The 25750-nt window shown below is 71.9% G+C and carries 26 protein-coding genes and 2 pseudogenes; 13 read left to right on the forward strand and 15 right to left on the reverse strand.

The features are described from left to right. Positions 1-2 precede the first annotated feature (2 nt). Positions 3-952, reverse strand: a pseudogene (locus IPK81_17035) (IS110 family transposase). Positions 953-1460: 508 nt separating this feature from the next. Here IPK81_17035 and IPK81_17040 point away from each other — a divergent pair. Then, positions 1461-2069, forward strand: coding sequence for a DUF721 domain-containing protein (locus IPK81_17040; protein ID QQS11276.1), 609 nt, complete (start codon positions 1461-1463; stop codon positions 2067-2069). 150 nt (positions 2070-2219) lie between these two features. Further along, on the forward strand, positions 2220-2651 hold the full coding sequence (locus IPK81_17045; GenBank protein QQS11277.1) for a hypothetical protein: 432 nt from the start codon (positions 2220-2222) through the stop codon (positions 2649-2651). A 233-nt stretch (positions 2652-2884) separates the two neighbouring features. Here the strand turns inward: IPK81_17045 and IPK81_17050 are convergent, their stop codons facing one another. The 4 genes from IPK81_17050 to IPK81_17065 form a co-directional block, all read right to left on the reverse strand. Further along, the gene (locus tag IPK81_17050) at positions 2885-3508 is read right to left on the reverse strand and encodes a GNAT family N-acetyltransferase (protein QQS11278.1); all 624 of its coding nucleotides are present in this window, start codon (positions 3506-3508) and stop codon (positions 2885-2887) included. 5 nt (positions 3509-3513) lie between these two features. Beyond that, positions 3514-3645 carry an entericidin, EcnA/B family gene (locus IPK81_17055; protein QQS11279.1) on the reverse strand — a complete coding sequence of 44 codons (132 nt, stop codon included), beginning with the start codon at positions 3643-3645 and terminating at the stop codon, positions 3514-3516. Positions 3646-3671: 26 nt separating this feature from the next. After that, entirely contained in the window at positions 3672-4769 is a 1098-nt protein-coding gene (locus tag IPK81_17060) for a site-specific DNA-methyltransferase (GenBank protein ID QQS11280.1), read from the reverse strand. A 145-nt stretch (positions 4770-4914) separates the two neighbouring features. Then, positions 4915-5532 carry a ribonuclease HII gene (locus IPK81_17065; GenBank protein ID QQS11281.1) on the reverse strand — a complete coding sequence of 206 codons (618 nt, stop codon included), beginning with the start codon at positions 5530-5532 and terminating at the stop codon, positions 4915-4917. Positions 5533-5565: 33 nt separating this feature from the next. Between IPK81_17065 and IPK81_17070 the strand changes: the two genes are divergently transcribed. Beyond that, complete coding sequence (locus tag IPK81_17070) at positions 5566-6150, forward strand: nucleotidyltransferase family protein (protein ID QQS11282.1); 585 nt, start codon at positions 5566-5568, stop codon at positions 6148-6150. A 145-nt stretch (positions 6151-6295) separates the two neighbouring features. After that, the gene (locus tag IPK81_17075; protein QQS11283.1) at positions 6296-7483 is read left to right on the forward strand and encodes a multidrug effflux MFS transporter; all 1188 of its coding nucleotides are present in this window, start codon (positions 6296-6298) and stop codon (positions 7481-7483) included. Positions 7484-7487: 4 nt separating this feature from the next. On the opposite strand, the gene IPK81_17080 is transcribed toward IPK81_17075, so the two are convergent. Then, the gene (locus IPK81_17080) at positions 7488-8318 is read right to left on the reverse strand and encodes an LLM class flavin-dependent oxidoreductase (protein ID QQS11284.1); all 831 of its coding nucleotides are present in this window, start codon (positions 8316-8318) and stop codon (positions 7488-7490) included. 165 nt (positions 8319-8483) lie between these two features. Between IPK81_17080 and IPK81_17085 the strand changes: the two genes are divergently transcribed. The 3 genes and pseudogenes from IPK81_17085 (at position 8484) to IPK81_17095 (ending at position 11566) form a co-directional block, all read left to right on the forward strand. Continuing rightward, positions 8484-9551, forward strand: a complete 1068-nt coding sequence (locus IPK81_17085; GenBank protein QQS11285.1) for an LLM class flavin-dependent oxidoreductase — start codon at positions 8484-8486, stop codon at positions 9549-9551. A gap of 50 nt (positions 9552-9601) precedes the next feature. Beyond that, positions 9602-10488, forward strand: a pseudogene (locus IPK81_17090) (LLM class F420-dependent oxidoreductase). Positions 10489-10522: 34 nt separating this feature from the next. After that, positions 10523-11566, forward strand: coding sequence for a TIGR03617 family F420-dependent LLM class oxidoreductase (locus IPK81_17095; GenBank protein ID QQS11286.1), 1044 nt, complete (start codon positions 10523-10525; stop codon positions 11564-11566). Between the two features lie 234 nt (positions 11567-11800). Here the strand turns inward: IPK81_17095 and IPK81_17100 are convergent, their stop codons facing one another. Next, positions 11801-13003 (reverse strand): PA0069 family radical SAM protein, encoded by a 1203-nt coding sequence (locus IPK81_17100; GenBank protein QQS11287.1) that lies wholly within the window; start codon positions 13001-13003, stop codon positions 11801-11803. A 45-nt stretch (positions 13004-13048) separates the two neighbouring features. After that, entirely contained in the window at positions 13049-14113 is a 1065-nt protein-coding gene (locus IPK81_17105; protein QQS11288.1) for an aminoglycoside phosphotransferase family protein, read from the reverse strand. 257 nt (positions 14114-14370) lie between these two features. Between IPK81_17105 and IPK81_17110 the strand changes: the two genes are divergently transcribed. Then, on the forward strand, positions 14371-15510 hold the full coding sequence (locus IPK81_17110; protein ID QQS11289.1) for a transposase: 1140 nt from the start codon (positions 14371-14373) through the stop codon (positions 15508-15510). A gap of 170 nt (positions 15511-15680) precedes the next feature. Here IPK81_17110 and moaB read toward each other — a convergent pair whose 3' ends face one another. The 4 genes from moaB to IPK81_17130 are packed head-to-tail and all read right to left on the reverse strand — an operon-like array spanning position 15681 to position 19027. Continuing rightward, on the reverse strand, positions 15681-16238 hold the full coding sequence (gene moaB / locus IPK81_17115; GenBank protein QQS11290.1) for a molybdenum cofactor biosynthesis protein B: 558 nt from the start codon (positions 16236-16238) through the stop codon (positions 15681-15683). Between the two features lie 49 nt (positions 16239-16287). After that, complete coding sequence (locus IPK81_17120) at positions 16288-17646, reverse strand: adenylosuccinate lyase family protein (GenBank protein ID QQS11291.1); 1359 nt, start codon at positions 17644-17646, stop codon at positions 16288-16290. Positions 17647-17675: 29 nt separating this feature from the next. After that, entirely contained in the window at positions 17676-18413 is a 738-nt protein-coding gene (locus IPK81_17125; protein QQS11292.1) for an enoyl-CoA hydratase/isomerase family protein, read from the reverse strand. Further along, complete coding sequence (locus tag IPK81_17130; GenBank protein QQS11293.1) at positions 18410-19027, reverse strand: cysteine dioxygenase; 618 nt, start codon at positions 19025-19027, stop codon at positions 18410-18412. Before IPK81_17130 ends, IPK81_17125 begins: the two co-directional genes overlap by 4 nt. A 175-nt stretch (positions 19028-19202) precedes the next feature. Between IPK81_17130 and IPK81_17135 the strand changes: the two genes are divergently transcribed. Next, positions 19203-20501: a UbiH/UbiF/VisC/COQ6 family ubiquinone biosynthesis hydroxylase gene (locus tag IPK81_17135; protein ID QQS11294.1), complete on the forward strand. Its 1299-nt coding sequence runs from the start codon at positions 19203-19205 to the stop codon at positions 20499-20501. 222 nt (positions 20502-20723) lie between these two features. Here the strand turns inward: IPK81_17135 and IPK81_17140 are convergent, their stop codons facing one another. Next, complete coding sequence (locus tag IPK81_17140) at positions 20724-21230, reverse strand: OsmC family protein (GenBank protein ID QQS11295.1); 507 nt, start codon at positions 21228-21230, stop codon at positions 20724-20726. 31 nt (positions 21231-21261) lie between these two features. Continuing rightward, positions 21262-22038 carry an ABC transporter ATP-binding protein gene (locus tag IPK81_17145; GenBank protein QQS11296.1) on the reverse strand — a complete coding sequence of 259 codons (777 nt, stop codon included), beginning with the start codon at positions 22036-22038 and terminating at the stop codon, positions 21262-21264. 399 nt (positions 22039-22437) lie between these two features. Between IPK81_17145 and IPK81_17150 the strand changes: the two genes are divergently transcribed. The 4 genes from IPK81_17150 (at position 22438) to IPK81_17165 (ending at position 25229) form a co-directional block, all read left to right on the forward strand. Beyond that, entirely contained in the window at positions 22438-23553 is a 1116-nt protein-coding gene (locus IPK81_17150) for a YeeE/YedE family protein (GenBank protein ID QQS11297.1), read from the forward strand. Positions 23554-23642: 89 nt separating this feature from the next. Next, positions 23643-24641, forward strand: coding sequence for an alpha/beta hydrolase (locus tag IPK81_17155; GenBank protein ID QQS11298.1), 999 nt, complete (start codon positions 23643-23645; stop codon positions 24639-24641). 89 nt (positions 24642-24730) lie between these two features. Beyond that, positions 24731-24895: a hypothetical protein gene (locus tag IPK81_17160; protein ID QQS11299.1), complete on the forward strand. Its 165-nt coding sequence runs from the start codon at positions 24731-24733 to the stop codon at positions 24893-24895. 16 nt (positions 24896-24911) lie between these two features. Then, positions 24912-25229 (forward strand): hypothetical protein, encoded by a 318-nt coding sequence (locus IPK81_17165; GenBank protein ID QQS11300.1) that lies wholly within the window; start codon positions 24912-24914, stop codon positions 25227-25229. 30 nt (positions 25230-25259) lie between these two features. Here IPK81_17165 and msrB read toward each other — a convergent pair whose 3' ends face one another. Continuing rightward, complete coding sequence (gene msrB / locus IPK81_17170) at positions 25260-25673, reverse strand: peptide-methionine (R)-S-oxide reductase MsrB (protein QQS11301.1); 414 nt, start codon at positions 25671-25673, stop codon at positions 25260-25262. Positions 25674-25750 lie beyond the last annotated feature (77 nt).

The following is a 25750-nucleotide window of genomic DNA, read 5'->3' on the forward strand; positions in this document are numbered from 1 at the left end:
AATCAAACCGGGATCTGCTTGGTCCACGGGGTGCCTCTGGCGAGGACGGCGTTGACGAAGATGACGAGCTTGCGGGCGCAGGCGACGAGGGCCTTCTTGTGAGGTTTGCCCTTGGCGACGAGCGTCTTGTAGACCGGCACGAGGTTGTCGTTCCACCTGAAGGCGGCCGGCAGGGCGGCGTTGAACAGGGCCTTGCGCACGCGGCCGCGTCCGCCGGCGATGTGTCGCTCGCCGCGCAGGGTGCCGGAGTCGCGGTCGAACGGGGCGAGGCCGGCGAGCGCGGCGGCCTGCTCGCGCGACAGCGCGCCGAGCTCGGGCATGAGCACGACCAGGGTCAGCGCGGTGCGGATGCCGACGCCGTCGACGCTGGCGACGAGGTCGAGGCGGCGGGCGAGGTCGGCCTCGGCGCGGACGGTCTTGAGCAGCAGCGCCAGCTCGGCGTCGCGGCGGCGCTCGAGGCGCTGGACGTCGCGCTCGAGGCCGGCGCGCAGGCGCCGGGCGGCGAAGCGCTCGAGGCGGCAGCGGGTCTGGCGCAGGTCGTCCTCGATCTGCTCGATGAAGAGAAGATGCTCGGCGAGGGGCGCCATCCTCGGATCGGGCGCGGCGCGCACGCCGGCGAGACCGGCGGCGCACCCGGCGATCAGGGCGGCGTCGATCCGGTCGTTCTTGGCCCGGCGCAGCTTGCAGGCGGCGAAGGCGCGGACCGCCGGGCTGCAGGACGGCGACCTCGACGCCGGCTCCGCGCAGCGCCGCCGCCACCGCCCTCTCGTAGCCGCCCGACGCCTCGATGCCGGCGCGCCGGACGCCGAGGCCGGCCAGCCGTTCGCGCAGCGCGCGGTGGCCCTCGGCGGTGTTGGGCACCCGCCATGTGGCGCCGTCCGGCCACAGCGCGATGTCGAGCCAAGGTCTTGCCGGTGTCGATGCCGGCGACAGGCGTGCTATGTTCGGCCATCTTCGTCGTCCCTGCCTTGCGTGCGAACCAGGTTGTTCGGGCAACCATCCGGGCCTCGATGAAGTGGTTCGTCCGCGATCCGGCTCCCTCGCGATCCGTCACGATTCCCGGGACCAACGATCCGACGGTCGAACCGCCCAGGGCCGGGTGGCCACCCGGCCCTGGGCATTCCTCGCGGAACGCCCTCATCCTAACCGCTCGCGCTTACGCAAGGGGACCCGCCGCTTCAGCGGCGGGGAGGGTGAGGTGGTCGTGGGATCAGTGCCGACGTCGATCGGAGAAGCGACGTGCATCGATATCGGCCGCAGGCGACGCCACCACCACCCACCTCACCGCCGCCGTATCGGCGCATCGCCGATACGGCGTACCCGCGCTGCGCGCGGGCCCCTTCCCTCTCCCCCCGCAAGCGGGCGGAGAGGGAGAAAACGTCGGTGCGCCAAGGCTTTCCTGCCTTCCAATGCGACAGTCGAGAAGTGTGAATCCGCTAGCCCACAAGCGGAGAGGAAGAATGAACGCCGCCCGCCGTTCCACCGCCGGCCTCCGCCGGCGTATGATCGGGCGCATGACCGAGGATCGTCCCGATCTCGAGATCCGCCGCCGCGGCGGCTTCAAGGCGGTGGGCGCGCACGTGCCGAAGCTGACGGGCGCGCTGGCGGCGCGGCGCGGCACGACCATCGCGCGGCTGGCGGCGGAGTGGTCGCTGATCGTCGGGCCGGAGGTGGCGCGCCACTGCGCGCCGGAGAAGCTGACGGGCGCCGCGCGCCCGCCGTCGGCCGGCGGCGCGAAAACTGACGCGAGACTGACGAGGCCGGCGCGGCCGGAACGCGGCGCGACGCTGCGGCTGCGCGTGGCCGGGTCGATGGCGCTGGAGCTGCAGTACATGGCGCCGCGCCTGATCGAGCGCATCAACACGCATCTGGGCTACGCCGCGGTCGAGAGCCTGCGCATCACGCAGGGTCCGTTGCCGATGGCGCGGGCGTCGGCGCCGCCGGCGCCGCCGCCGCCGCTCGATCCGGCGCGAAGCGCATCCCTGCGCGCCGGCGTGGCGCCGATCGGCGACGACCGGCTGCGCGCGGCGCTCGAGCGGCTGGGCCGCGCCGTCCTCGCGCGCCGTTGATCCGACGGCGGTGCCACGTCGGAAATTGTCATCGCCGCGGTTTCGCGCTACCTTCCATCATCTGCGGCCGGCTGCGCGCCGGCGCGTGGAACGGGACGCCGCGGGACGATATTTCAGGCGATGCGGCCGCCGAAGTTCTGGGGGATTGATATGGGGACGAAACTCGGATTTCTCACGCTCGCGGCGGGCGCCGCCCTCGCGATCTCCGCCGCCGCGCCGGCCCAGGCCCAGTCGACGGCGCCGACCCACCCCTACGGCTGCGCCTGCCTCAACAACAACATCGGCGTGCCGATCAACTTCCGCTACCGCTGGGGCGAGGGCGAGTGGAAGACCACGAACCTGCCGACCGGCATGCGCTCGTGGATGTGCTACACCTATCCGCCGGGCACGTCGGTGTCGCCGCAGCTGGTGTTCCAGCTCGACGTCGACATGACCAGCGGCCAGGCGTGGACCACGTACACCATCACGCGCATGCAGTCGCCGCAGCAGAACTGCAACTCGATCCCGGCCGGCGCGCAGTACGACGTGCGCTACCGTCCCGGCAGCAACAACGCGCTGATCCACGTCACCAAGCGGCAATAGCCGCGCGTCGGCGACCAGCCCTCATCCATCGATGCAGCGCGGCGGACGACGCCGCGCTGTTTCTTTGCCGGCGCGGCGGATGGCGCGGGTACGCGTCGCCCGGACGCGCGGCGCGTGCGCCCGGACGCGCGGCGATCAGACGGGCCAGACTGTCATCCCGAGCGCGGCGAGGGATCCTTCCGTCGCCGCCAAGATCCCTCGCCGCGCTCGGAATGACGGTGGAAGCGGCGGGATCAGCGCTTCCGTCGCTTCGGCGTTGCGCGCTTCGACATCGCGCGCTTCGACGTCGCCCGCCTCGGTTTCGCGCGCGGCTCGAGCAGGCGGTCGAGGGCGGGGCCGAACAGGGCGTGCGCCACGACCGGTTCGGAGAACGCGCCGAGGCTCTTGTAGAACGCCAGCGCGCGCTTATTGCCGGGCTTGGCCGTCCACCAGAAATAGACGCGCTTAGCGCGTTTGACCTCGGCCGCGACCGTCGCCATCAGCAGGCGGCCGACGCCGCGGCGGCGCGCCCGCGGCGCGACGTAGAGATCGCTGAGGAACAATCCGGGCGCGGCGTTGGGCGTGTCCCACGAGCGGTGCGTCATGGCGAAGCCGACGGCCGCGCCATCGCGCGTCGCCAGCCACACCGTCCATTCCGGCCGGCGCCCGAAGCCATGGCGGCGCGCCACCGCGGCGGTGAACAGATCGGTCGGCTCGCCCTCGTGGGCGTTGAGCGCGCGCGCCAGCGCCACGAGATCGTCGATGTCGGCCACCGTCGCGCGCCGCACCACCACCGGCGCGGCAGCGTCGACCGGCGCGGCGGCGTCGACCGCCCTCGCCTTCGGCCGGGCCCCGGCCCGCGCGGAGCCGCGCGGCATCGGCGCTAGAAGACGGTCTTGCCGACCCAGGCGGCGGTGTTGGAGATGTCCTGGCCGATGCCCTGCACCGTGCCGCAGGCGGCCAGCGTCAGCGCGCCGAGCACCGGCAGGATGCGCGAGAGGGTAGAGCGGATCATGGCGGTCGCTCCCTTGTGGTCCATGGCTATTGCAGGCGCGCCCGCATCTGCTGGCGCAGGTGGTCGATCGGCAGGAACTTGCCGTCGAATTCGTGGTGCCAGAACGTCCAGCCGTTGCACGACGGCGCGCCCTGCACGGCGGCGCCGACCTGGTGGATCGAGCCGCGCAGATCGCCGCCGGGGCCGGTCGTGCTCAACGTGCCGTCGGCCTTGACGCGGGCGTAGTGGCGGCCGGTGGGGTCGGCCAGGGTCGAGCCCGGCGTCAGCAGGCCGGTCTCGATCAACGCGCCGAACGGGATGCGCGGCTCGCTGCGCTTGGCCGGCTTGGGCGCCACGTCCTCGGGCGACAGCGGCCGGACGGCGGCGATGCGCTTGCGCGCCACCTCGGCGTAGCCCTCGTCGCGCTCCAGCCCGATGTAGCGGCGGCCCAGCCGCTTGGCGACGGCGCCGGTGGTGCCGCTGCCGAAGAACGGGTCGAGCACGACGTCGCCGGGGTTGCTGGCGGCCATCAGGCAGCGGAACAGCAGCGCCTCGGGCTTCTGCGTCGGATGCGCCTTGCGGCCGTCGCGGTCCTTGATGCGCTCGTGGCCGGTGCAGATCGGCAGCGTCCAGTCGCTGCGCATCTGGATGCCCTCGTTGAGCTCCTTCATCGCCTCGTAGTTGAACGTGTACTGCTTGCGGCGGCGGTCGCGCGCCGCCCAGATCAGCGTCTCGTGCGCGTTGGTGAAGCGCTTGCCGCGGAAATTCGGCATCGGGTTGGTCTTGCGCCAGACGATGTCGTTCAGCAGCCAGAAGCCGAGGTCCTGCAGCGCCGATCCCATGCGGAACACGTTGTGGTAGCTGCCGATCACCCACATCGTGCCTTCGGGTTTCAACACCCGGCGCGCCGCCGCCATCCAGGCCCGCGTGAAGCCGTCGTAGCTGGCGAAATCGTCGAACCGGTCCCAGTCGTCGTCGACCGCGTCGACCTTGCTGTTGTCGGGGCGGTGCAGGTCGCCGCCGAGCTGCAGATTGTAGGGTGGATCGGCGAACACCATGTCGACCGAGCCGGCCGGCAGCGAATTCATGATCTCGATGCAGTCGCCGACCAGAATCCGGTCGGTCGCGCCGTCGCGCTTTGCCATGCGGCCCTGTCCTCGTGTTTACGCTACGCCACGCCTGGGGGATGGGGCGGTGATCCAGTCCGTGACTATGCCGGAATCCGGATTAATTTTCAATAGATTCAATATGTTGAAGTATTATCTTTAAGTAAAACATTAAGAAAGTCGTTTAATTTCCGTGAGTTGAGTCCATCGCCAGGGGCGAGAAACTGAGGCGGTGGTGCGGGGTCGCGCCCAGCCGCTGGAGCGCCTCGAGATGCTCCGGCGCCGGATAGCCGGCGTTCTTGATCCAGCGGTAGCCGGGGTAGCGCGAGTCCAGCAGCCGCATGATGCGGTCGCGCGTCACCTTGGCGACGATCGACGCGGCGGCGATCGAGAAGCTCTTCGAATCGCCCTTCACGATGGTCTCGACGCGGCACGGCAGGGTCGGCGGCCGGTTGCCGTCGACCAGCGCGACGTCGGGCGGCGCGGGCAGCGCCGCCACCGCGCGGGCCATGGCGCGCAGCGTCGCGCGCAGCACGTTGACGCGGTCGATCTCGCGGGCGCTGGCGGCGCCGATGCCGATGGCGACCGCGTCGCTTTCGCCCAGCGCGAGGAACGCCAGATGCCGCCGCCTGGGCGTCAGCTTCTTGGAGTCGTCGAGCAGCGCCAGCAGGTCGCGTCCGGCGCGGACGCGGTCGATGACCACGGCGGCGGCCACGACCGGGCCGGCCAGGGGACCGCGGCCGGCCTCGTCGACTCCGGCGACCAGGCCGGCGTGGCGCGATTCGAACTGGAAGCTGGGCATGCGGCTCCGGCGGCGCGTGGTATCGTCGTCACCATGCCGTCCCCGACGCGAAATGGGAATCCGGACGTCGCGCGCGTCGCGGCGCTGATCGCGGCCGATGCCGAGATCATGGCGCGGCTGCGCGCCGTGCGCGCGCTCGCCCTGCCCGACGGCTGGATCGGCGCCGGCTTCATCCGCGACCGCATCTGGGACCGGCTCGCGGGGTTGGAACCGCGTCCGTCGCTCGATGTCGACGTGGTCTATTTCGACGCCGTCGATCCCGAGGGCGCGCGCGAGGCGGCGCACGAGGCGCGGCTGGACGCGGAGTCGCCCGGCGTCGACTGGCAGGTGCGCAACCAGGCGCGCATGCACCGCCGCAACCGCGACGCGCCCTACCGCGACACCGCCGACGCCATGGCGCACTGGCTGGAGACGCCGACGGCGATCGCCGCGCGCCTCGACGGCTCGGACGTCGTCGAGATCCTGGCGCCGTGCGGGGTCGGCGACCTGCTGGGACTGGTCTGCCGCCCCACCGCCGCCGGCCGCGCCAAACCCGGCGAGTACCGCGACCGCGTGGTCGCCAAGCGCTGGCGCGAGCGGTTTCCCGCCGCGCGGATCGTCGATCCGGACGGGATGTAGGACCGGCGGCGGCGCATGGCGCCCCGGCGCCCGACGCGGGCGGCGCGCCGCGCGATCCGTGCTATGTGCTCGCGCCGAAAACGCCGGCGCCAGCGGGACGGGCGCGTCGTCGCCAGCCGTCCTCCTTCCCCAGCGAGCGTCGTGGATGCGTAGCGCGAGACCGCCGATCTGGCTGCTGATGAGCGCGACCGTCACGTCGCAGCTCGCGCTGACGATCTTCCTGCCGTCGCTGCCGACCCTGGCGCGCGAGTTCGGCGTGTCCTACGGCACGGCGCAGCTCACGCTCTCGGCCTACCTGTTCGCTTTCGCCTTCGCGCAGCTCGCGGTCGGACCGATGTCGGACCGCATCGGGCGGCGGCCGGTGCTGCTGGGCAGCCTCGTGGTCTTCACCGCCGCCAGCGCGCTGTGCGCCATCGCCACCAGCATCGAGACGTTGATCGCAGCGCGCCTGCTGCAGGCCTGCGGTGCCTGCGGCGGCGTCGTGCTGGGCCGCGCCGTGGTGCGCGACAGCCGTACCGCGCAGGAGGCGCCGCGCTCGATGGGCTACATGGCGTCGGCCATGGCGCTGTCGCCGGCGCTGTCGCCGCTGCTCGGCGGTCAGTTGCTGGTGTGGTTCGGATGGCGCAGCAATTTCTGGCTGACGGCGGCCACCGGCCTCGTCGTGCTGGTTCTCGTCTATATGATCCTCGGCGAGACGGCGCCCAAGGCCCGGCCGGGTGGTGGCGGTCCGCGCGACTACGTCGAGGGCTTCCGCGTGGCGCTGCGCGACCGTCGTTTCGTCGGCCTGTTGATCGCCGCGACCTGCGCCTCGTCGGGCTTCAACATCTTTTTCTCCGGCGGCCCGATCCTGCTGATCCAGGTGATGGGCGTCGCGGCCGAACTGTTCGGCTGGTTCACCCTGGCCTGGGCCGGTCATTTCGTGGTCGGCACATTCGTGTCGAACCGCCTGCAGGGCCGCGTGAAAAGCCTCAACCTGATCGCCGGCGGCCAGCTCATGCTGACGCTCGGCGCCGTCGGGCTGATGGTCACGGCGCTGCTAGGATACGTCACACCTCTGGCCCTGATCGTGCCTCTGGTCGTGATGGGGCTGGGCAACGGGCTGAACATGCCCAACGCCATGGCCAACGCGCTGGCCGTCGTGCCCGCCAACCGCGTCGGCGCCGCCTCGGCGCTGATGGGCTTCGTGCAGATGATGGCGGCGGCGGGACTGACCCTGCTGATGGGCTACGTCTCGCACGAGAGCCAGTTCAACATCGGCCTCGGTATCGCGCTGACCGGTCTGGTCGGCCTGGTCGGCTGGCTGATCCTCGTACGTCCGCCGCGTCCGGCCTGAGGCGTCAGTCCAGCAGGCCGCGGACCTCCTCGAGCTGGTCCGGCGCGCCGAACGGCAGGATCAGCAGCGCGTCGTCGACGCCCATGTCCTCGAGGCGGCGCAACCGGTCGCGCGCCTCCGCCTTGCCGCAGACCAGCGTGATCTTGGAGCGCGCGATCAGCGGATGGTCGTCCGGCGCCGGGCGCAGGTCGGTGAAGATGTTGGCCAGCACCACGCGCTTGCCGCCGGCGGCGCGGTACATGCCGATCCCGATCGGCAGGTCGTCCCACGCCGAGTAGATGCCGGACGCGATCCAGCCGTGGCAGTGGCGCGCCGCCAGATCGATCCACCGCGCGCTGCGCCACGCGCCGAGCAGCACGGGCGGGCCGCCCTCGGTGCCGGGCCACACCGTCAGCGCCGGGCCGTGGACCGGCTCGCCCGCCCACACGCGGCGCATGACGGCGAGATACTCCGGCAGCATCTTGAAGCGCTTGTCGTAGTCGACCTGCACGGCGTCGAAATCGTGCTTGGTCGACCCGCTGCCGACGCCGAAGCGGAAGCGGCCGCCCGACAGCAGGTTCAGCGTCTGCGCGCGGTGGGCGTGCTCGACGGGATGGCGCAGCGGCACCTGCGCGACGCAGGTGCCCAGCTCGATGCGGCTGGTCACGCCGCACAGCGCCGCCAGCACCGCCAGCGGATCGACCGAGGCGTGGCCGCGGGCGAAGGAGTCCGTGATCCAGAGTCCTTCGAAGCCCAGCCGCTCGGCGCGGGTTCCGAACTCGACGACGCGGTCGATGATGGCGCGCGGGCCGGTGGCCTGCGCGGCGGTGGGGATCGTGACGATGCCGAGCTTCATGCGGACTCCCGGGAGATGGCGGCGGCGATTGTGCGGCGCCTCGGCGCGCGCGGCCAGCGCCGAGACGCCTCCGCCCAGCGGAACAACCGGGGACTGGCGGCGCTTCTACCGGGCCGCCGGACGGGCTAGGCTCGTCCGCGGTCGCGGAAACGGCGGGGGAGCTCGATGCGGTTCGGTTGGCTCACGCTGTCGTTGTCGCCGTCGCCCGACGAGGATGCCGTCCGCATCGACCAGCAGATCGAGCAGGCCTGCCTCGCCGAGGCGCTGGGCTTCAGCGACGTCTGGCTGACCGAGCACTATTTCACCGGCGAGAGCGTCTACAACGACGCGCTGCTGTTCGCCGCCGCGCTGGCGATGCGCACCGAGCGCGTGCGGATCGGATTCGCGGTCGTGCAGATGCCGTTCCACCATCCCGTGCGGCTGGCCACGCAGCTGGCGCTGCTCGACAACCTCAGCAAGGGCCGCATCGACGTCGGCATCGGCAAGGGCACCGTCTACAACGAGTACGAGTTCGTCGGCCACGGCCTGCGCAGCGGCGACAGCCGCGCCCGCATGGAGGAGGCCGTCGACATCCTCCAACGGGCGTGGCGCGAGGCGCCGCTGGACTACGCGGGGAAGTACTACCGGGTGCACGTGCCCGAGATCCGGCCGCGGCCGGTGCAGCTTCCCGGCCCGCCGTTGTGGCGCAGCGTGATCTCGCCGTCCTCGTTCGAGGAATGCGGCCGGCTCGGCGTGCCGATCCTGACCTCGCGCCTGCCGGTGGCGCGCATCCGCGAACGTTGGGCGACCTACGAGGCCGGCCTCGTGGCCGGCGGCCACGACGCCGCGGCGCGGACGCGGCTGCTGGAGGCCAGCGCCCTGTGGCGTAACGTCTACGTGGCGGAGTCCGACGCCCAGGCCGAGGACGAGCTGTCGGCGCTGCTGCTGGAGACGCGCGCCCACATGATGCACGTGCGCCACGCCCACAACCCCGCCGATTTCACCATCGATCCGGCCACGCTCAACCCGTGGACCGATCCGTCGGTCGCCGATTCCGAGGCGCTGCCCTTCGTGTTGGCGACCGGCTCGATCTTCGGATCGCCGTCGCGCGTGCGCGAGCAGGTCGCCGAGCTGCGCGACGTCGGCGTGCGCCATCTGCTGTGCCAGACCGGCTTCGGCGCCATGTCCCACGATCTCAACGTCGCGTCGATGCGGCGCTTCGGCGAGCAGGTGATGCCGGCGTTCCGGCCGTAGACCCGCGCGCCAAGGCGGTGCGCGCAAATCAACAACTGGAGGGACGCCCGATGAAATTCGCGCTGCACTTCGCCAACAACACGTTTCCCGATCCGGAGGGCGCCAAGCGGATCGCCCGTCTGGCCGAGGCCGCCGGCTTCGACTCGATCTTCACCGTCGAGCACGTGGTGTGGCCGACGAACTACACCTCGACCTATCCCTACGCGGCGACCGGCCGGCTGCCGGGCGGTCCGTCGAGCAAGCTGCCCGATCCGCTGATCTGGATGGCGTTCGTCGCCGCCGTGACGACGAAGCTGCGCTTCATGAGCGCGGTGCTGATCCTGCCGCAGCGCAATCCGCTGGTGCTGGCCAAGGAGGTCGCGACGCTCGACCATCTCAGCGGCGGCCGCATCGAGCTGGGTATCGGCGTCGGCTGGCTCAAGGAGGAGTTCGAGGCCGTCGGCGTGCCGTTCGCGCGCGCCGCGGCAAGCGCGCCGACGAGTACGTGGCGGCGATGCGCGCGCTGTGGGCGAAGGACGACGCCAGCTTCAAGGGCGAGTTCGTCGACTTCACCGGCATGAGCTCGAACCCCAAGCCGGTGCGCGGCGCCGTGCCGATCATCGTCGGCGGCCACTCCGAGGCGGCGGCCAAGCGCGCCGGGCGGCTGGGCGACGGGTTCTTCCCGTCGATCGGCACCCAGGTCGACGTCATGCCGCTGCTCGATCTCGCCTGGCGCACCGCCGAGGAGGCCGGCCGCGACCGGAACTCGGTCGAGATGATCACGGGCTGCCCCGGCGCGCTGCCGAAATCCGGGCAGGATCCGCGCGCCGCCATCGAGGAGCGCATCGCCCGCGGCGTCGGCCGCGTGGCGCTGCCGATCTCCGCCTTCATGCCCGACCTCGAGGACAGCCTCGGCCGCTTCGGCGACACCCTCATCCGCCAATACGCGAACGCCTGACGCGCCCCGCGCGCCCGACCGGAGTGACCGAAACATGCGCATCCTGACGACGTTGCCGCAGCGCGATCTGCGGCTGGTGGCCGACGCGGCGAAGGCGGCCGAGGCGGCGGGGTTCGACGGCGTCGTGACGCTGGAGAACCGGCACGAGCCGTTCCTGTCGCTGGGTGTCGCGGCCGCGGCGACGGAGCGGCTGTCGCTGGCCACCGGCGTGGCGATCGCCTTCGCGCGCACGCCGATGGCGACGGCCGCGGTGTCGTGGGACCTGCAGGTCGCCTCGCGCGGCCGCTTCGTGCTCGGCATCGGCCCCCAGGTGCGCGCCCACAACGAGAACCGCTTCTCGGTGCGGTGGTCGCCGCCGGTGCCGCGGCTGCGCGAGTACGTCAAGACGATGCGCGCGATCTGGCGCACCTGGGAGACCGGCGCCAAGCCGGATTTCGTGGGCGAGCACTACCGCTTCACCCTGATGACGCCGAATTTCGTGCCCGAATCGCTGCACCTTCCGCCGGTGCCCGTGACCCTGGCCGCCGTCGGGCCGCTCAGCCTGCGGCTGGCCGGCGAGGTCGGCGACGGCGTGCGGCTGCATTCCTTCTGCACGCGGCGCTACCAGGAGGAGATGGTGATGCCGCGTCTGGCGGAGGGCTGGGCCAAGAGCGGCCGCCGGCGCGAGACCTTCGAGATCCACGGCGGTGGCTTCATCGCCACCGGAGCGGACGAGAAGGCGGTCGCCGAGAAGGTCGAGTGGGTGCGCATGCGGGTCGCGTTCTACGGTTCGACGCCAGCCTACTGGCCGGTGTTCGACGTCCACGGGCTGGGCGATCTCGGGCGCAAGCTCAACGCGATGTCCAAGAAGGGCGAGTGGGACGCGATGACGCGCGAGATCTCCGACGACGTCGTGCGCCTGTTCGCCGCCGTCGGCACCCACCGCGAGATCGCGGGCGCGATAGCCGAGCGTTTCGCCGGCAGCGACTCCGTGTCGGCCAGCGCCACCGCCGAGCAGGGCTCCGACCTGCCGCCCGACGTGATCCAGGACATCCAGCGCCTCAAGACGGACTTCACCGGCTACGCGACGAAGTGGTGAGGGCGTCGTCGTTCGATCCGGATTCGCTTCGTGTCGCTGGACCCGCGTGACGGAAACGAAGCCCCTCATCCCCGCCGCGGCTGCCGCGGCGTACCTTCGGGCACCTCCTCCCCCGAAGACGGGGGAGGAGGGAGGATGAAGTGGCGGGCGACGTATTTCCCTTCTCCCCCGTCTTCGGGGGAGAAGGTGGCGCGCAGCGTCGGATGAGGGGTCATGCGCGGTGCCGCCGCGCCGTCAGAACAATTTCATCTGCCGCGTGTCGCCGCCGGGCCGGGCGGAGTCCGGCACCTTGAACAGCGTCGTGTCCAGCCGGTAGCGGAACTTGTTCATCTCGTATTTGCGGGTCGCGAGCTGGAAGCGCTGGCGCAGCAGGGCGGCGTAGTCGCCGGTGCCGGTCATGCGCTGGCTCCAGTCGGAATCGTAGAGCTTGCCGCCGCGCGTCTGCTTGACCAGCGACAGCACGCGCTCCTTGCGGTCGGGGTAGTGCTCGGCCAGCCATTCGTCGAACAGCGGCCCGATCTCCAGCGGCAGGCGCAGCACGGTGTAGCCGGCGCGCGTCGCGCCCGCCGCCGCCGCGGCGTCGAGGATCGCCTCCATCTCGTGGTCGTTGAGCGCCGGGATCATCGGCGCGGCCATCACGCCGGTGGGCACGCCGGCGTCGGCCAGCGTCCGGATCGCCGCCAGCCGCCGCGCCGGCGTGGACGCGCGCGGCTCCATGACGTTGGCGAGATGGCGGTCGAGCGTCGTCACCGACACGAACACCTCCGCGAGGTTGCGCCTCGCCATGTCGCCGAGGATGTCGGCGTCGCGCGTGATCAGGTGGTTCTTGGTGACGATGCCGACGGGATGGTTGAATTCCGAGAGCACCTCGAGGATCGAGCGCGTGATCTTGAGCTCGCGCTCGACCGGTTGGTAGGGATCGGTGTTGGTGCCCATCGCCATGACGTCGCAGCGGTAGGCCTTCTTCGACAGCTCCTGCCGCAGCAGCGCCGCGGCGTCGGGCTTGAACAGCAGCTTGGTCTCGAAATCGAGGCCGGGCGACAGGCCGAGATAGGCATGGCTGGGGCGCGCGAAGCAGTAGACGCAGCCGTGCTCGCAGCCGCGGTAGGGATTGATCGAGCGGTCGAACGGCACGTCCGGCGAGGTGTTGCGGGCGATGATCGTGCGGCTGGCGTCGCGCGTCAGCGTGGTCGCCAGACGCGGCGGGTCGACGTCTTCGGGATGCGCCGCGGCGCGCACCGGATCGCGGTCGTCGGCCGAGCCCCAGCCGTCGTCGACCGTCACGGTGCGCTGCGCGAAGAAGCGGTTGGCCGGATTGCCGATGGCGCCGCGGCCCTTGCGCGCGCGTGGCGTCACGACGCGTTCGGGGTCCGCCGGCGAGGGGTCGAAACCTTCGATATCCGGCCCGCTTCCCCTGTCGGGATCGGGCGAAATCATCCCCAAAGGCTACCGCGAAGAGGGGAACATAACAAGAACAAAGAATCAAAAAGCGAGTGGGTCCAGTCCCATCCATTCCGCGCGGATCCGCCAGATCGTCCCGCGCGCGAAGCAATCGTCGATGCGGGCGTCGATATGCGCCTTCATGCGCGGATCGAGGCCCGCGTCGCTCCACTGCGCCGGATTGGCGGGATCGCGCGGCCCGCGCGTCTCCACGCGCCAGCGGCAGAAGAACATCGTCGTGCGCAGCCAGGTCAGCCGCCGCATCGGCATCAGCCACGGCCGCAGCGCCTCGGCCCGCCGCGTTCCGATGCGGTCGAGATAGCGCGCGTAGAACGCCGCGACATCGGCGCGCGACGTCCGCGGGACGCCGATGTCGGGATGCCAGTCGACCGAGCTGGGCAAGGTGCAATGCGCGAGGTCGATGGCGGGCGAGCCGACATGCACCTTCTCGAGATCGACGAACCACGCCTTGCCCGCGACGTCGATCAGGAAGTTGCCGGGATGCGTGTCGGCCAGCGCGACGCCACGCGGCTGCTTCCGTTTGGCGAAGGCCAGCGACATGCCGCGCATCAGCCGCAGCTCGTCGGCGATCTCCGCGCGCGCGCCCTGGGTCGGCACGGCGGCGTCGAGATAGAGCGCGGCGTTGCGCTCGACCATCTCCAGGGTCGCGAGGAACGGGTTGGCGTGCACGGGGATCGGGCCGCCGGCGGCCGGCAGGGGGGCGGCGTGGATCGCGGCCAAGGTGTCGGCGAGGTTCGGCAGCTCGTCGGGGATGCGTGGCGCGCGGCCGTCGATCGCCTCGACGACCAGCGCGCCGCCGGGCAGCGCGTCCGAAGGTGGCACGACGTCGAGCAGCGCCGGCGTCAGGCGCAGCGGCGCGAGGTGGCGGAACGCCGCCGCCTGCGCGTCCAGCCGCGCCGCCGCCGTCGGATCGCCGGGATGGGCGTAGGCGATGCGCGCCAGCGCCGGCTTGCCGCCGATCGAGACGCCGAGACGCGCGTGGCCATGCGCCGTGCCGGTCGCCGGCAGCGGCGCGATGCCGTCGCGCGTCAGTCCGGCCAGCGCCGGCCGCGCGCGCAGCGCGGCGAGCAGGGCGTCGATGTTCATGGCCGCCGCGTCTGGCGGTTCGCCGCCCGCGGGGAGCCGCCTCGCGTGCTCGGACGAAGCCCCTCCCGCTGGAAAGGCGCCGCGCCGTTCCAGCGTTCCGTCCTTCGGGCGCCTTCTTCCCCGATGACGGGGGAGAACGGATGGGTGCGTCTTCCCTTCTCCCCCTGACGAGGGGGAGAAGTGTCTGGATCGGGGTGATGGTTCACAGAAAAGTCCGGGCGGATGGGTAACAGTGGGGGCATGCGATGGAGGTGTGCATGCCGTGGTCGGAGACGAGCGCGATGGAGAGCAGGGAACGTCTGGTGAGGGACTGGCTGAGGGGCGACGCGACGGTGAGCGAGCTCGGTCGGCGGCACGGTGTGAGCCGGCGGACGGTGTACGCGACGCTGGCGCGGTACGACGCGGAGGGCGTGGCGGGTCTGAAGGAGCGTTCGCACGCGGCGCGCCACCATCCGAACGCGATGGGCGAGGGCGGTGGAGCGGCGGCTGGTGGAGCTGCGCGGGGAGCGTCCGACGTGGGGACCGAAGAAGCTGCTGGCGTGGCTGTCGGCGCGCGAGCCGGAGGTCCGGTGGCCCGGGCGGAGCGCGGCGGCGGCGGCGTTGTCGCGGCACGGTCTGACGGCGAAGCGGCGGACGGAGCGGAGCTGGCGTCCGCAGGGCGACGATCTGGGGACGGGCGAGCGTCCGAACGACGTGTGGTGCGTGGACTTCAAGGGCTGGTGGCGGACGCGCGACGCGCGGCGGCTGGATCCGCTGAGCCTGAGCGACCACCGCAGCCGCTACGTGCTGCGGCTGGTGGCGGTGGAGCGCTGCGACTTCGCGACGGTGCGGACGGTGCTGTCGGGGGCGTTCCGCGAGCACGGGCTGCCGCTGTCGCTGCGCTCGGACAACGGGCCGCCGTTCGCGGGCGCGGGATGGGCGGGATCGGGCGCCTGGCGGTGTGGCTGGTGCGGGCCGGGGTCCGGCCGGAGCGGATCGCGCCGGGCCGGCCGCAGCAGAACGGCCGGCACGAGCGGCTGCATCTGACGGTGCAGCAGGACACGGTGCTGCCGGTGGCGCGGGACCGGCGCGAGCAGCAGCGCCGGTTCGCGGCGTTCACGCGGATGTTCAACGAGGAGCGGCCGCACGAGGCGCTGGACATGGCGACGCCGTCGAAGGTGTGGAGCCCGAGCCCGCGTCCGTGGGACGGCGAGCTGCGCGCGCCGGAGTATCCGGCCGGATGGGAGGCGCGGGCGGTCAGGAGCAACGGCGAGGTTCGCTGGGGCGGGGAGATGGTGTTCCTGAGCGAGACGCTGGCCGGCGAGACGGTCGGCTTCGAGCCGACCGCGCGCGACGGCGTGTGGGTGGTGCGCTATGGTCCGATGCGTCTGGCGGCGATCGACGCCAAAGGAAAGTGAGCCGCCTGCGCCGGGGTTAACCCCCGGCGCAGGCGCGGCCCGGCCCTCCAGCCGGGTGATGTGTTACCCATCCGCCCGGACGCTTCTGTTACCCATCCGCCAGTTCGCACAGAAGGTGCCCCGAAGGGGCGGATGAGGGACTTCGTTCCGGTCACGCGATGTCCGCCCGCTCAGCCGCTGCGCGGCGCCTTGCCTTCGTTGAGGCGCGGCATCAGCTCGGCGAAGTTGCAGGGGCGGAAGCGGATGTCGAGCTGCCATCTCAGGATCTCGTCCCAGCCGTCGCGGCAGGCGCCGGTCGAGCCGGGCAGGGCGAAGATGTAGGTGCCGTCGGCGACGCCGGCCGTGGCGCGGCTCTGCATCGTCGAGGTGCCGATCTTCTGGAAGCTGACCCAGCGGAAGGTCTCGCCGAAGCCCTCGATCTTCTTCTCGAACAGCCCTTCCAACGCCTCCGGCGTGACGTCGCGCCCGGTGACGCCGGTACCGCCCGTGGTGATCACGACCTCGACGCGCGGATCGGCGATCCAGCCGCGCACCTTGGCGCGGATCAGTTCGACGTCGTCGGTGACGATGGCGCGGTCGAGCAGATGGTGGCCGGCCGCCTGGAGCCGCTCGACCAGCGTATCGCCGCTCTTGTCGGTCTCCAGCGTGCGGGTGTCCGACACGGTCAGCACGGCGATGTTGACGGGCTTGAACGGCTTGGTCTGGTCGATGCGGTCGGCGGGATTCATGGCGGGGCTCCTGCGGGCAGCCGCCTTATAGCGCGGCCGCGCCCGCCGGTCAGGCCAGCGTGGCGGCCAACGCGCGCGCCCTCGCGGCGCCCTCGCGCGCCATCTCGGCGCACAGGCCGGCGTAGGCGGTGGGATCGAGCATCGCCTCGATGGCGGCGCGGTCGAGATGCGCCGTGACCCGTGGATCGGCCGCCAGCAGGTCGACGAACGACCGGTTCTCGACGAACGCCGTCTGGGCGGCGTCGTACACCACGTCGTGCGCCTCCTGCCGGCCGATGGCCTTGCCCAGATCGAGCATCACGGCCTCGGCCATGATCAGCCCGCCGCCGAGGTCGAGGTTGCGGCGCATGCGGGCGGCGTCGACGCGCAGCCCGGACATGATCGCCACCAGCCGCGCGAGGACGTCGCCCGATGTGACGCAGGCGCGTTCCGCCGCCTCGCGGATCATCAGGCTGGTGGCGCGGTCGGCCTCGTGCTCGGTCTGCATCGACTCCAGCGCCAAGGTGGCGATGGATTTCAGCGACGCGGCCCCGGCGATCATGTCCTGGCACAGGAACGGGTTGCGCTTCTGCGGCATGGTCGAGCTGCCGACCGTGCCCGCCGGCACCGGCTCCTCGACCTCGCCGAACTCCGTCTTCATCAGCGTGTAGACCTCGCGGCCGATCTTGCCGCAGGTGGCGCCGAGCATCGACAGCAGCAGCACGTGCTCGGCCATGTGGTCGCCGATGCTGCGCGCCGGCACCGGCATCGAGGCCATGCCCAGCGCGGCGGCCAGCGCGTCCTGCGTCCTCGGCCCGAGCGCGCCGAGCGCCGCGTGCGTGCCGGCGGCGCCGCCGAGCATGGCGACGAACACCCGGGGCTCGGCCTGCCGCAGGCGTTCGACATGGCGCGCCAGTTCGTCGATCCAGACGGCGACCTTGAAGCCGAAGGTCGCGGGCACGGCGTGCTGGCCGTGGGTGCGGCCGGGCAGCACGTCGTCGGCGGTGCGCTCCGCCAGACCGGCCATCGCGGTCAGCGACGCGCCGATCAGCCGCAGCAGGACCGCGTGCGCGCGGCGCAGCACCAGCAGATCGCCGGTCTGCACGATGTTCTGCGTCGTGGCGCCCCAATGCACCCAGCGCCCGGCCTCCTCGCCCGCGACACGCGACAGCTCCCACACCAGCGGCACCAGCGTGTGGCTGGTGCGCTTGGTCGCCTCGTCGATGCGGGCGCGGTCGAGCAGCTCCAGCTTCGCGACCTCGGTGATGCGGCGCGCGGCTTCCGGCGGCACGATGCCCAGACCCGCCTGCGCGACGGCCAGCGCCGCCTCGACGTCGAGCCACGCCTGCCAGCGCGATTCGACGCGGTATAGCGCGCGGATGCCGGGTTCCTCGACGCGCGCGGCGGTCGAGCTGGAATTGTCGGCCACGATCGATCTCCCGCGAGTGGGTCGCCGGCTCAGGATCTACGCGGCAGAGTCCGCGCCCGGTACGCGACGATCCGTTCCTTGAGCCCGGGCCGCGACGCCGATCGCACGAGCGCGGCCATGTCCGCGTCGGCGCCGTCGCGGCGGGTGACGCGGTGGATCGCGGCCACGGTGGCGGCGTCCAGCCGGCGCGCGGCCTGCGCCTTGGCGACGATCTCGGCCTCGACGCCGTCGGCCGGCACGTTCTCGGTCGCGAGGCCGAGGCGCACCGCCTCGTCGAACGAGACGACGCGGCCGGCGCGCAGGATGTCGCGGGCGGCGTCGGCGCCGACGCGCGCCGCCAGCCGGCCGGTGCCCAGCAGGATGCCGAAGCCGGCGCCGGGGAAGGTGTAGGTGCTGCCGTCGACCGCCACGCGCCGGTCGCAGGCCGCGAAGATGTCGGCGCCGGCGCCGGTCACGCGGCCGGTGCCGATGGACATGGTCACGTAGGGCGCGTCGTGCAGCGTCTGCAGCATCGTCTCGATGCGGACCATGCGCAGCAGCAGGTCGCCGTCCGACAGCGCGTCGAGGTCGCCGAGGTCGAAGCCGGTGCAGAGGTGCTTGCCGGCGCCACCCACCACCAGAAGGCGCGTACCGTCGCCCGCCGCGCGCTCCAGCGCGGCGATCACGGTCTCGACCAGTTCCGGCGACAGCGCGTTGCCCTTGTCGGCGCGGTCCAGGGTCAGCCGCGTGACGTCGCCGTCGCGCGCCACCCGCAGCGGACCGCTCACGATGCGGGCTCCAGCGACCGGTCCCAGATGTTGGGCAGCGGCGTCGGGCTGAAGCCGGAGACGAACTCCAGCGCCTCGCCGCGCGCGAGGTCGAATTTGTGGCGCCGGACCGCGCCGATGTTGCCGCCGTAGACGTGGATGCTGATCGACGGGCGGTCGATCAGCGCGTTGCTCACCTGGTGGATGTCGCTGCCGCGCGGCGTCACCCTGCCGACGTCGCCCGGCGCGAGCGCCACGCGCGTCGTCGGCACGAGGCAGCCGGTCGCGGGATCGCGCTCGTAGCGCTGGTCGACCTCCGAACCGCGCAGCATGCCGATCAGGCCCCACATCAGATGGTCGTGCACCGGCGTCATCGCGGCCGGCCCCCACACGAAGCTCACGACCGAGAAGCGCTCCTGCGGGTCGCAGAACAGCAGATGCTGGTTGTAGCCGTCCGGCCGGGCCGCGGCGCAGGCCTCCGGCAGCCAGTCGTCGTGCGCGACGAGATCCGCCAGCAGGCGTCCGCCGACGTCGAGGATGGCGTCCTCGTCCTGGTCCTGCCTGGCGCCGCCGACCAGCGAGGTCATGTCGGCCAGGAAGCGCCGGAGGCGCGCGTGGTTGGGCGTCGTATCCATCAAGGGGCTCCGCGCCTGCCGGTGTCCATCCCGTTCCATTTCGCGGCGATCCTGCCGCATCGCGCGCGTCGCGTGAAGCGGCGCGACGCGGTGATCCACCGGTTCCCTCGGCCGCGACGTTCGGCGTCGCGCCGTCGTCTTGCCGCGATCCCGCCGCGGGCCTATGTCGGTCGCCATGGACGCGCCCGCCAACGCCCCCGATCCGCTCCGCGTCGACGTCGCCATCGTCGGCGCCGGCCTGATCGGCGCGTCGCTCGGCATCGCGCTGGCCGGCGCCGGCGTCCGCGTCGCGCTGGTCGACCGCCTCGCGCCCTCGACCCAGGTCGCGCCGGCGTTCGACGGCCGCACCATCGCCGTCGCGCACGGCGCGCGGCTGGCGCTCGACGCCATCGGCGTGTGGCGGTATCTGGCCGACCACGCCGGGCCCATCCTCGACATCCGCATCTCCGACGGGCGGCTCGATCCGGAGGGCGGGCCGGCACCGGTGTCGACGCTGCATCTGCATTTCGACCACCGCCGCGCCGCCGTCGAGGGCGAGACGCCGTCGCCGATGGGGCACATCGTCGAGAACCGCCACATCCGCGCCGCGCTGTTCCGGCGTCTGGCCGAGCTCGACCGCGCGACCCTGATGGCGCCGGCTGAGATCGCGGGCGTCGACCGGACGGAGGACGCGGCCACCGTGGCGCTGGCGGACGGCCGCGTGGTCGTGGCGTCTCTGGTCGTCTCGGCCGAGGGCCGCGGCGGCGGCCTGCGCGAGGCCGCCGGCATCGGCGCGGCCGGCGCGGGCTACGGCCAGACCGCCATCGTCGTGACCGCCGAACACGAGCTGCCGCACGGTTACGTGGCGCAGGAGAAATTCCTGCCCGGCGGGCCGTTCGCGATCCTGCCGATGACCGACGATCCGGCGACCGGCGCGCACCGCTCCTCGATCGTGTGGACCGAGGATTCGGCCGTCGCGCAGGCGCTCTCGCGCCTCGACGAGCCGGCGTTCCAGCGCGAGTTCGCGCGCCGCTTCGGCGCGCATCTCGGGGCCGTGAAGGCGGTCGGGCCGCGCTTCTCCTATCCGCTGTCGGTGATGCTCGCCGACCGCGTCGTCGACACGCGCCTCGCGCTGGTCGGCGACGCCGCGCACGGCATGCATCCGATCGCCGGTCAGGGCTGGAACCTGGGACTGCGCGACGTCGCGGCGCTGGCCGAGGTCCTCGTGGACGCGCGGCGGCTCGGCCTCGACATCGGACACGGCTCGGTGCTGGCCGACTACGCGCGCTGGCGCTCGTTCGACAACGCCACCTTGCTGGCCGGCACCGACGCCCTGACGCGCCTGTTCTCCAACGACATCGCGCCGGTGCGGCTGGCGCGCGACCTCGGGCTCGCGGCGGTCGACCGGTTGCCGCCGCTGAAGCGCTTCTTCATGCGCCACGCGATGGGTCTGGTCGGCGACCTGCCGCGCCTCGTGCGCGGCCAGGCGCTGTAGCGACCGACGCGACGTCTTCCCGCGCGCGCTTTCGTGGCCCAAAGCGCGGCGCCGCGGCCGGAGCGCAATGCCATAGCGCGGCCACCACCTGTCATCCCGAGCGCCGCGAGGGATCTAGACGCCGCCCTTAGATCCCTTTCCGCGCTCGGGATGACAGGTGGCCGGACGACGGAACGGTCGCGGTGAGAGCGGTCCCCGCCTACGCGCTCCGGACCACCGCGCTCAGGCCGCCGGCGTCAGCGCCAGCGGCGGCGGGTTCTTGAGCGTCTGGTAGATCACGCAGTAGCGCTCCGTGAGCTTGTACAGCGTCGCCAGCTGCTCGGCGCTGGCGTCGGTGTCGAGGTCGAAGCTCAGCCGGATGTCGCGGAAGCCGACGGGGGCGTCCTTGGCGACGCCCAGCGTGCCGCGGAAATCGAGATCGCCTTCGGCCCGCACCACGCCCTTGCGGATCGGGATGCCCAGCGCCGTCGACACCGCCTTGAGCGTGACGCCGGCGCAGGCCACCAGCGCCTCCAGCAGCATGTCGCCGGAGCACGCCTGCAGCCCGTCGCCGCCGGTCGCCGGATGCAGGCCGGCCTCGACGATGGCGCGGCCGGTGTCGACCTTGCAGGCGACGCCGTCGGAATCGAGGTCGCCGGCGGCCTTCAAGGTCACGACGGCGGCGCCCGGCGTCTGGCGGTACTTCTCCTTGATCGGCGCCTGCGTCGCGCGCAGCTCGTCGGCATTCATGGCGGTCTCCGTGGATCTGGATCGCGCCACGCTAGCCGGCGTGGCGCGCCGAGTCCAAGGCGTCGTTGGCGGGCGCGCGCACCGCCAGCGCGTAGCGCAGCTCGTCGAGGATCTCCTCGGCGACGACGATGAACGCCGGATCGGCGCGGTCGCGCGGCCGCGGCAGGTCGACCCCGACGACGCGGCTGACGCCGCCGCCGCCCAGCAGCACGACGACGCGGTCGGCCAGCGCGGCGGCCTCGTCGACGTCGTCGGTGGCGACCACCATCGTCGGCTCGCGCCACGCCCACAGGCGCAGCAGGTCGTTCTGCAGATCGACGCGCGAGCGGCCCCGGTGGCCCGCCGACGGCGCGTCGAGCAGCACGACGCGCGGCGCGGCCACCATGACCCGGGCCATGGCGACGCGGCGGGCGATGGCGGGCGGCAGCTGCGACGGCAGGGCGTGCGGCACGGTCTCCAGCCCGACGCGCGCCAGCGCCTCGAGCGCCAGCGCCCGGCGCTTGGCGCGCGGCAGTCCCGGCAGGCCGAGCTCGACGTTCGACACGACGTCCAGTGCCGGCATCAGCGCGGCCTCGGGAAACACCGCGCCGATCTCCGGCGTCAGCCCGTCGATGCGCCGCCCCGCGAGCGTCGCCGTGCCGCGCGTCGGGCGGTCCATGCCGGCCAACAGGCGCAACAGCGCCGCCTTGCCGAAGGCGTCGCCGCCGATCACCGCGACGATCTCGCCGTCGCCGATCGAGAGGGTCAGGCCAAGCAGCGCGTGGTGGCCTTGGGCGTCGATCTTGCCGAGGTTCTCGAGGGAGAGCATGGCGGGCTCCTTCATGGCGCGACGGAGGGGGCGGCCGTCACGGAGCGCATTACGCCGACCCGGTTACACGCTCATGTCCGCCACGGCCCGGCATACCCCGAGCCTCGTCCTTAACGTGGCGACAATGCGGCCCACGTCGATCGTCGAGGCGGCTAGTCGACGGAATGTGAATTTATCGATTAATGTCATTTATAAATGCTGAATAGAATTTCTTAACGATAATCGTAGATAAGCTAAATCGAGCTTGTTTTATCTATGGTTAGACGGAAATGAATGGCGCTCAACAAGATCGTCGACGACGAGTTTTCATAAATACCTTTTTTATAAGTAGATAATAAATTTCGCGTTCGACATATCGTGAAATAAATCTATGGTGGTCGCGCTCCCACGGAGACGGTCATGAGCGACATAGAACCTCGCACGCTATTGCTTGCCGGCGGCCTGCTGATCGGCGTCCTTTTCGGCGTGGTCGCGCGCTGGTCTGCGTTCTGCGTCCGGGGCGCGGTCGAGGACGCCCTGACCACGCCGGACGCGCCGCGCCTGCGCGGCTATCTGCTGGCCGTCGTCGTGGCGCTGGTCGGTGTCCAGGCGCTGATCGCGTTCGCCGGCCTCGACCTCTCCAAGACCATCTACCTGTCCACCGCGCTGCCGCTGGGCGGCCTCGTGATCGGCGGCCTCGCGTTCGGCGTCGGCATGGTGCTGGCCGGCGGCTGCGGCGCCCGCCTGCTGGTGCTCGCGGCCGGCGGCAATCTCCGGTCGGTCGTGACGCTGATCGTGCTCGGCCTGACGGCCTACGCGACGCTGCGCGGCGTGCTGGCGCCGGCGCGTCAGGCGCTGGCCTCGGCGACCAGCGTCGACTTCGCGGGCGCCGGGCTCGCGGCGCCCACGCTGGCGGCGGTCGCCGCCCGCGCCTGGGGCGCGACGCCGCTGATCGGCCAGATCCTGGTCGGGCTCGCGATCTCGATCCCGATCCTCGCCTACGTGGCGCGCCGGCGCGTCGCCGCCCGCCATCTGGTCGGTGGCGCCCTCGTCGGGCTTCTGGTGCCGGCGGCCTTCGCGCTGACCGGAATCGTCGCGGTCGACGAGTTCAACCCCGTGCCGCCCGACGGCCTCACGGTCACCGGCCCGCTGGCGCAGACGCTGGTCTACGGCCTGACCTACACCGGCGCGGCGATGGATTTCGGCATCGCCTGGGCGCTGGGCATCCCGCTCGGCGCCGGCGCTCTCGCCGCGGCGCGCGGCGAGCTCAAGCTCGAAGGCTTCGACGGCGCGCGCCACACGCTGCGCTACCTCGCCGGCGGCGCGTTGATGGGCGTGGGCGGCGTGCTGTCGCTGGGCTGCACCGTCGGCCAGGGCCTGACCGGCGTGTCGACCTTGTCGATCGGCTCGCTGATCGCCATCGCCGCGATCGTCGCCGGCGCGGCGGCCGCGCTGAAGTGGCGGGCGCTGACGGCGTCACCCCGGCCGGCGGCGACCGCCGGGCGCGCGCCGGCGAACGTCGTCGCCAGCTTCTAGCCGCGCCGGCCATAACGCTTGCGGCGCGGGGCCGCGCGCTCCGATACTGACGGCGACAGCGTCCGCCATGGACGCGCGCCGGAGCGCCGATGACCGAAGCCGCCGATCCCCTGCTGATCTCGCCCGTGCCGGGCGTCGCGCTCAAGCGCGCCACGGCCAACGGCCTGACCATGCGCTACGCCGAGGCCGGCAGCGGCCCGCTGGTGCTGTTCTGCCACGGCTGGCCGGAGAGCTGGTATTCGTGGCGGCACCAGATCGTGGCGCTCGCCGCCGCCGGCTTCCGCTGCGTGGCCCCCGACATGCGCGGCTACGGCGGCACCGACGCGCCCGACGAGATCGAGCGCTACACGCTGCTCCACATGGCCGGCGACATGGTCGAGCTGGGCAAGCAGCTCGGCGAGAGCCAGGCGGTGATCGTCGGCCACGACTGGGGCGCGCCGGTGGCGTGGAATGCCGCGATGCTGCGGCCGGACGTGTTCCGCGCCGTGGTCGGCATGAGCGTGCCCTACGCGCCGCCGGGCCATGTCGATTTCCTCGATTCGCTCGACAAGGCCGGCATCAAGACGTTCTACATCCAGTACTTCCAGAAGCCCGGCGTGGCCGAGGCCGAGCTCGAGCGCGACATCCGCGCGACGCTTCGCATGCTGAATTTCACCGCCAGCGGCGACAACAAGGAGCGCGGCAAGGGCTTCGCGGTGCTGCCTCCGGGCGGCGGCCTGCTGAGCAACTGCGCCGATCCCGCGACCCTGCCGGCGTGGTTGAGCGAGGCCGACCTCGACTACTACACCGGCGAGTTCACGCGCACGGGCTTCCGCGGCGGGCTCAACTGGTACCGCAACATGACCCGCGGCTGGCGCCTGTTCGGCCCGTGGCGCGGCCAGCCGATCCACCAGCCCTCCATGTTCATCGCCGGAAGCCGCGACGGTGTCCTCCACTTCCCGGCGTCGCAGGCGCAGATCGAGGCGTTCCCCCGGACGCTGCCGGGCATCCGCGGCAGCCACATCGTCGAGGGCGCCGGACATTGGATCCAGCGCGAGCGCGCCGACACGGTGAACGGGCTGCTGATCGAGTTCCTGCGCGGGCTGTGAGACCGGCCCCTCCGGTCGTGGAGTCGAAAGGGCTTTGCAACCACCGCGACCGGAGTCAGACTGAACACCTTGTCGTCGTGGAGGCCGCGATGTCCGATCTTCTCCGTGTTCCCGGTTTCCTGGCCGGATTGGCCATGGTCGCCGGTTTGCTGGCCGCACCCGTGGCGTCGGCCCAGCAATGCGACCGTCCGCCGCCGCCGGAGAAGCCGACGACCGCGGTGCCGGCCGAACCCGGCGATCCCCGCACCACCTGACCGGACGGAGACGACCATGTCCGCACGTGCGCACCTGATCGCAGCGCTGGCCGCTGTCGCCGCTTTGTCCGCCGGCGTGCCCGCCCGGGCGCAGTGCGAGGAGGACATGCGTCCGCCCGAGCGGGAGAAGCCGGTCACCTCGATGTTCGACCAGGGCGCGCCGGTGCTTCTGGCCCAGTCCGGCTCCGGCCGTGGCGGCAAGCGCGATCCGCTGGACATCTCGGCGAAGGGGTCGGGCGACCCGCTGGACATCTCGGCCAAGGGCTCGCGTGATCCGCTCGACATCTCGACCCGTCCCGGCCGGACGGTGCGCGGCAGCAACAAGGGCCTGTGACGTCGGCGCGCGCGCCGGCGCCGTCCGCCGTCAGCCCTTGGGCGTGAACTTCATCGCCACGCCGTTCATGCAGTAGCGCTGGCCGGTCGGCGGCGGGCCGTCGTCGAAGACGTGCCCGAGATGGCCGCCGCAATTGGCGCAGTGGATCTCCGTCCGGGTCATGAACCAGCTGCGGTCGACCGTCCTGCCGACGGCGCCGTCCTTGGGATCCCAGAAGCTCGGCCAGCCCGTGCCGCTGTCGTACTTGTGGGCGCTGTCGAACAACGGGTGGCCGCAGCCGGCGCAGACGAACGCGCCCTCGCGGTATTCCTTGTCGAGCGGGCTGGTGCCGGCGCGTTCCGTGGCGTGCTTGCGCAACACCTTGTACTGCTCCGGCGTGAGCTCCTTCTGCCATTCGGCGTCGGGTTTCTGAACGGGATAGGTCTCGTCCTTCACGGCGGCCATGTCGCGTCTCCTGTCGTCCGGTCGAAACATGGCGTCTCGACGGCCGCGAGGGAAGGCCCGGGCGTTCACGACCGCGA

This window comes from Rhodospirillales bacterium (assembly GCA_016699855.1).
In the GTDB taxonomy this organism is placed as follows: domain Bacteria; phylum Pseudomonadota; class Alphaproteobacteria; order Reyranellales; family Reyranellaceae.

What these genes read in the sequence shown, in the direction of transcription:
- IPK81_17050 (QQS11278.1), bottom strand. Translation starts at nt 3,508, where the DNA reads ATGCCGCGCGGCTCCGCGCGGGCCGGGGCCCGGCCGAAGGCGAGGGCG.
- IPK81_17070 (QQS11282.1), top strand. Translation starts at nt 5,566, where the DNA reads ATGCCGTCCCCGACGCGAAATGGGAATCCGGACGTCGCGCGCGTCGCG.
- IPK81_17055 (QQS11279.1), bottom strand. Translation starts at nt 3,645, where the DNA reads ATGATCCGCTCTACCCTCTCGCGCATCCTGCCGGTGCTCGGCGCGCTG.
- IPK81_17045 (QQS11277.1), top strand. Translation starts at nt 2,220, where the DNA reads ATGGGGACGAAACTCGGATTTCTCACGCTCGCGGCGGGCGCCGCCCTC.
- IPK81_17160 (QQS11299.1), top strand. Translation starts at nt 24,731, where the DNA reads ATGTCCGATCTTCTCCGTGTTCCCGGTTTCCTGGCCGGATTGGCCATG.
- IPK81_17130 (QQS11293.1), bottom strand. Translation starts at nt 19,027, where the DNA reads ATGGATACGACGCCCAACCACGCGCGCCTCCGGCGCTTCCTGGCCGAC.
- IPK81_17095 (QQS11286.1), top strand. Translation starts at nt 10,523, where the DNA reads ATGCGCATCCTGACGACGTTGCCGCAGCGCGATCTGCGGCTGGTGGCC.
- IPK81_17105 (QQS11288.1), bottom strand. Translation starts at nt 14,113, where the DNA reads ATGAACATCGACGCCCTGCTCGCCGCGCTGCGCGCGCGGCCGGCGCTG.
- IPK81_17150 (QQS11297.1), top strand. Translation starts at nt 22,438, where the DNA reads ATGAGCGACATAGAACCTCGCACGCTATTGCTTGCCGGCGGCCTGCTG.
- IPK81_17110 (QQS11289.1), top strand. Translation starts at nt 14,371, where the DNA reads ATGCCGTGGTCGGAGACGAGCGCGATGGAGAGCAGGGAACGTCTGGTG.
- moaB (QQS11290.1), bottom strand. Translation starts at nt 16,238, where the DNA reads ATGAATCCCGCCGACCGCATCGACCAGACCAAGCCGTTCAAGCCCGTC.
- IPK81_17155 (QQS11298.1), top strand. Translation starts at nt 23,643, where the DNA reads ATGACCGAAGCCGCCGATCCCCTGCTGATCTCGCCCGTGCCGGGCGTC.
- IPK81_17165 (QQS11300.1), top strand. Translation starts at nt 24,912, where the DNA reads ATGTCCGCACGTGCGCACCTGATCGCAGCGCTGGCCGCTGTCGCCGCT.
- IPK81_17060 (QQS11280.1), bottom strand. Translation starts at nt 4,769, where the DNA reads ATGGCAAAGCGCGACGGCGCGACCGACCGGATTCTGGTCGGCGACTGC.
- IPK81_17080 (QQS11284.1), bottom strand. Translation starts at nt 8,318, where the DNA reads ATGAAGCTCGGCATCGTCACGATCCCCACCGCCGCGCAGGCCACCGGC.
- IPK81_17145 (QQS11296.1), bottom strand. Translation starts at nt 22,038, where the DNA reads ATGCTCTCCCTCGAGAACCTCGGCAAGATCGACGCCCAAGGCCACCAC.
- IPK81_17085 (QQS11285.1), top strand. Translation starts at nt 8,484, where the DNA reads ATGCGGTTCGGTTGGCTCACGCTGTCGTTGTCGCCGTCGCCCGACGAG.
- msrB (QQS11301.1), bottom strand. Translation starts at nt 25,673, where the DNA reads ATGGCCGCCGTGAAGGACGAGACCTATCCCGTTCAGAAACCCGACGCC.
- IPK81_17065 (QQS11281.1), bottom strand. Translation starts at nt 5,532, where the DNA reads ATGCCCAGCTTCCAGTTCGAATCGCGCCACGCCGGCCTGGTCGCCGGA.
- IPK81_17140 (QQS11295.1), bottom strand. Translation starts at nt 21,230, where the DNA reads ATGAATGCCGACGAGCTGCGCGCGACGCAGGCGCCGATCAAGGAGAAG.
- IPK81_17100 (QQS11287.1), bottom strand. Translation starts at nt 13,003, where the DNA reads ATGATTTCGCCCGATCCCGACAGGGGAAGCGGGCCGGATATCGAAGGT.
- IPK81_17040 (QQS11276.1), top strand. Translation starts at nt 1,461, where the DNA reads ATGAACGCCGCCCGCCGTTCCACCGCCGGCCTCCGCCGGCGTATGATC.
- IPK81_17135 (QQS11294.1), top strand. Translation starts at nt 19,203, where the DNA reads ATGGACGCGCCCGCCAACGCCCCCGATCCGCTCCGCGTCGACGTCGCC.
- IPK81_17075 (QQS11283.1), top strand. Translation starts at nt 6,296, where the DNA reads ATGCGTAGCGCGAGACCGCCGATCTGGCTGCTGATGAGCGCGACCGTC.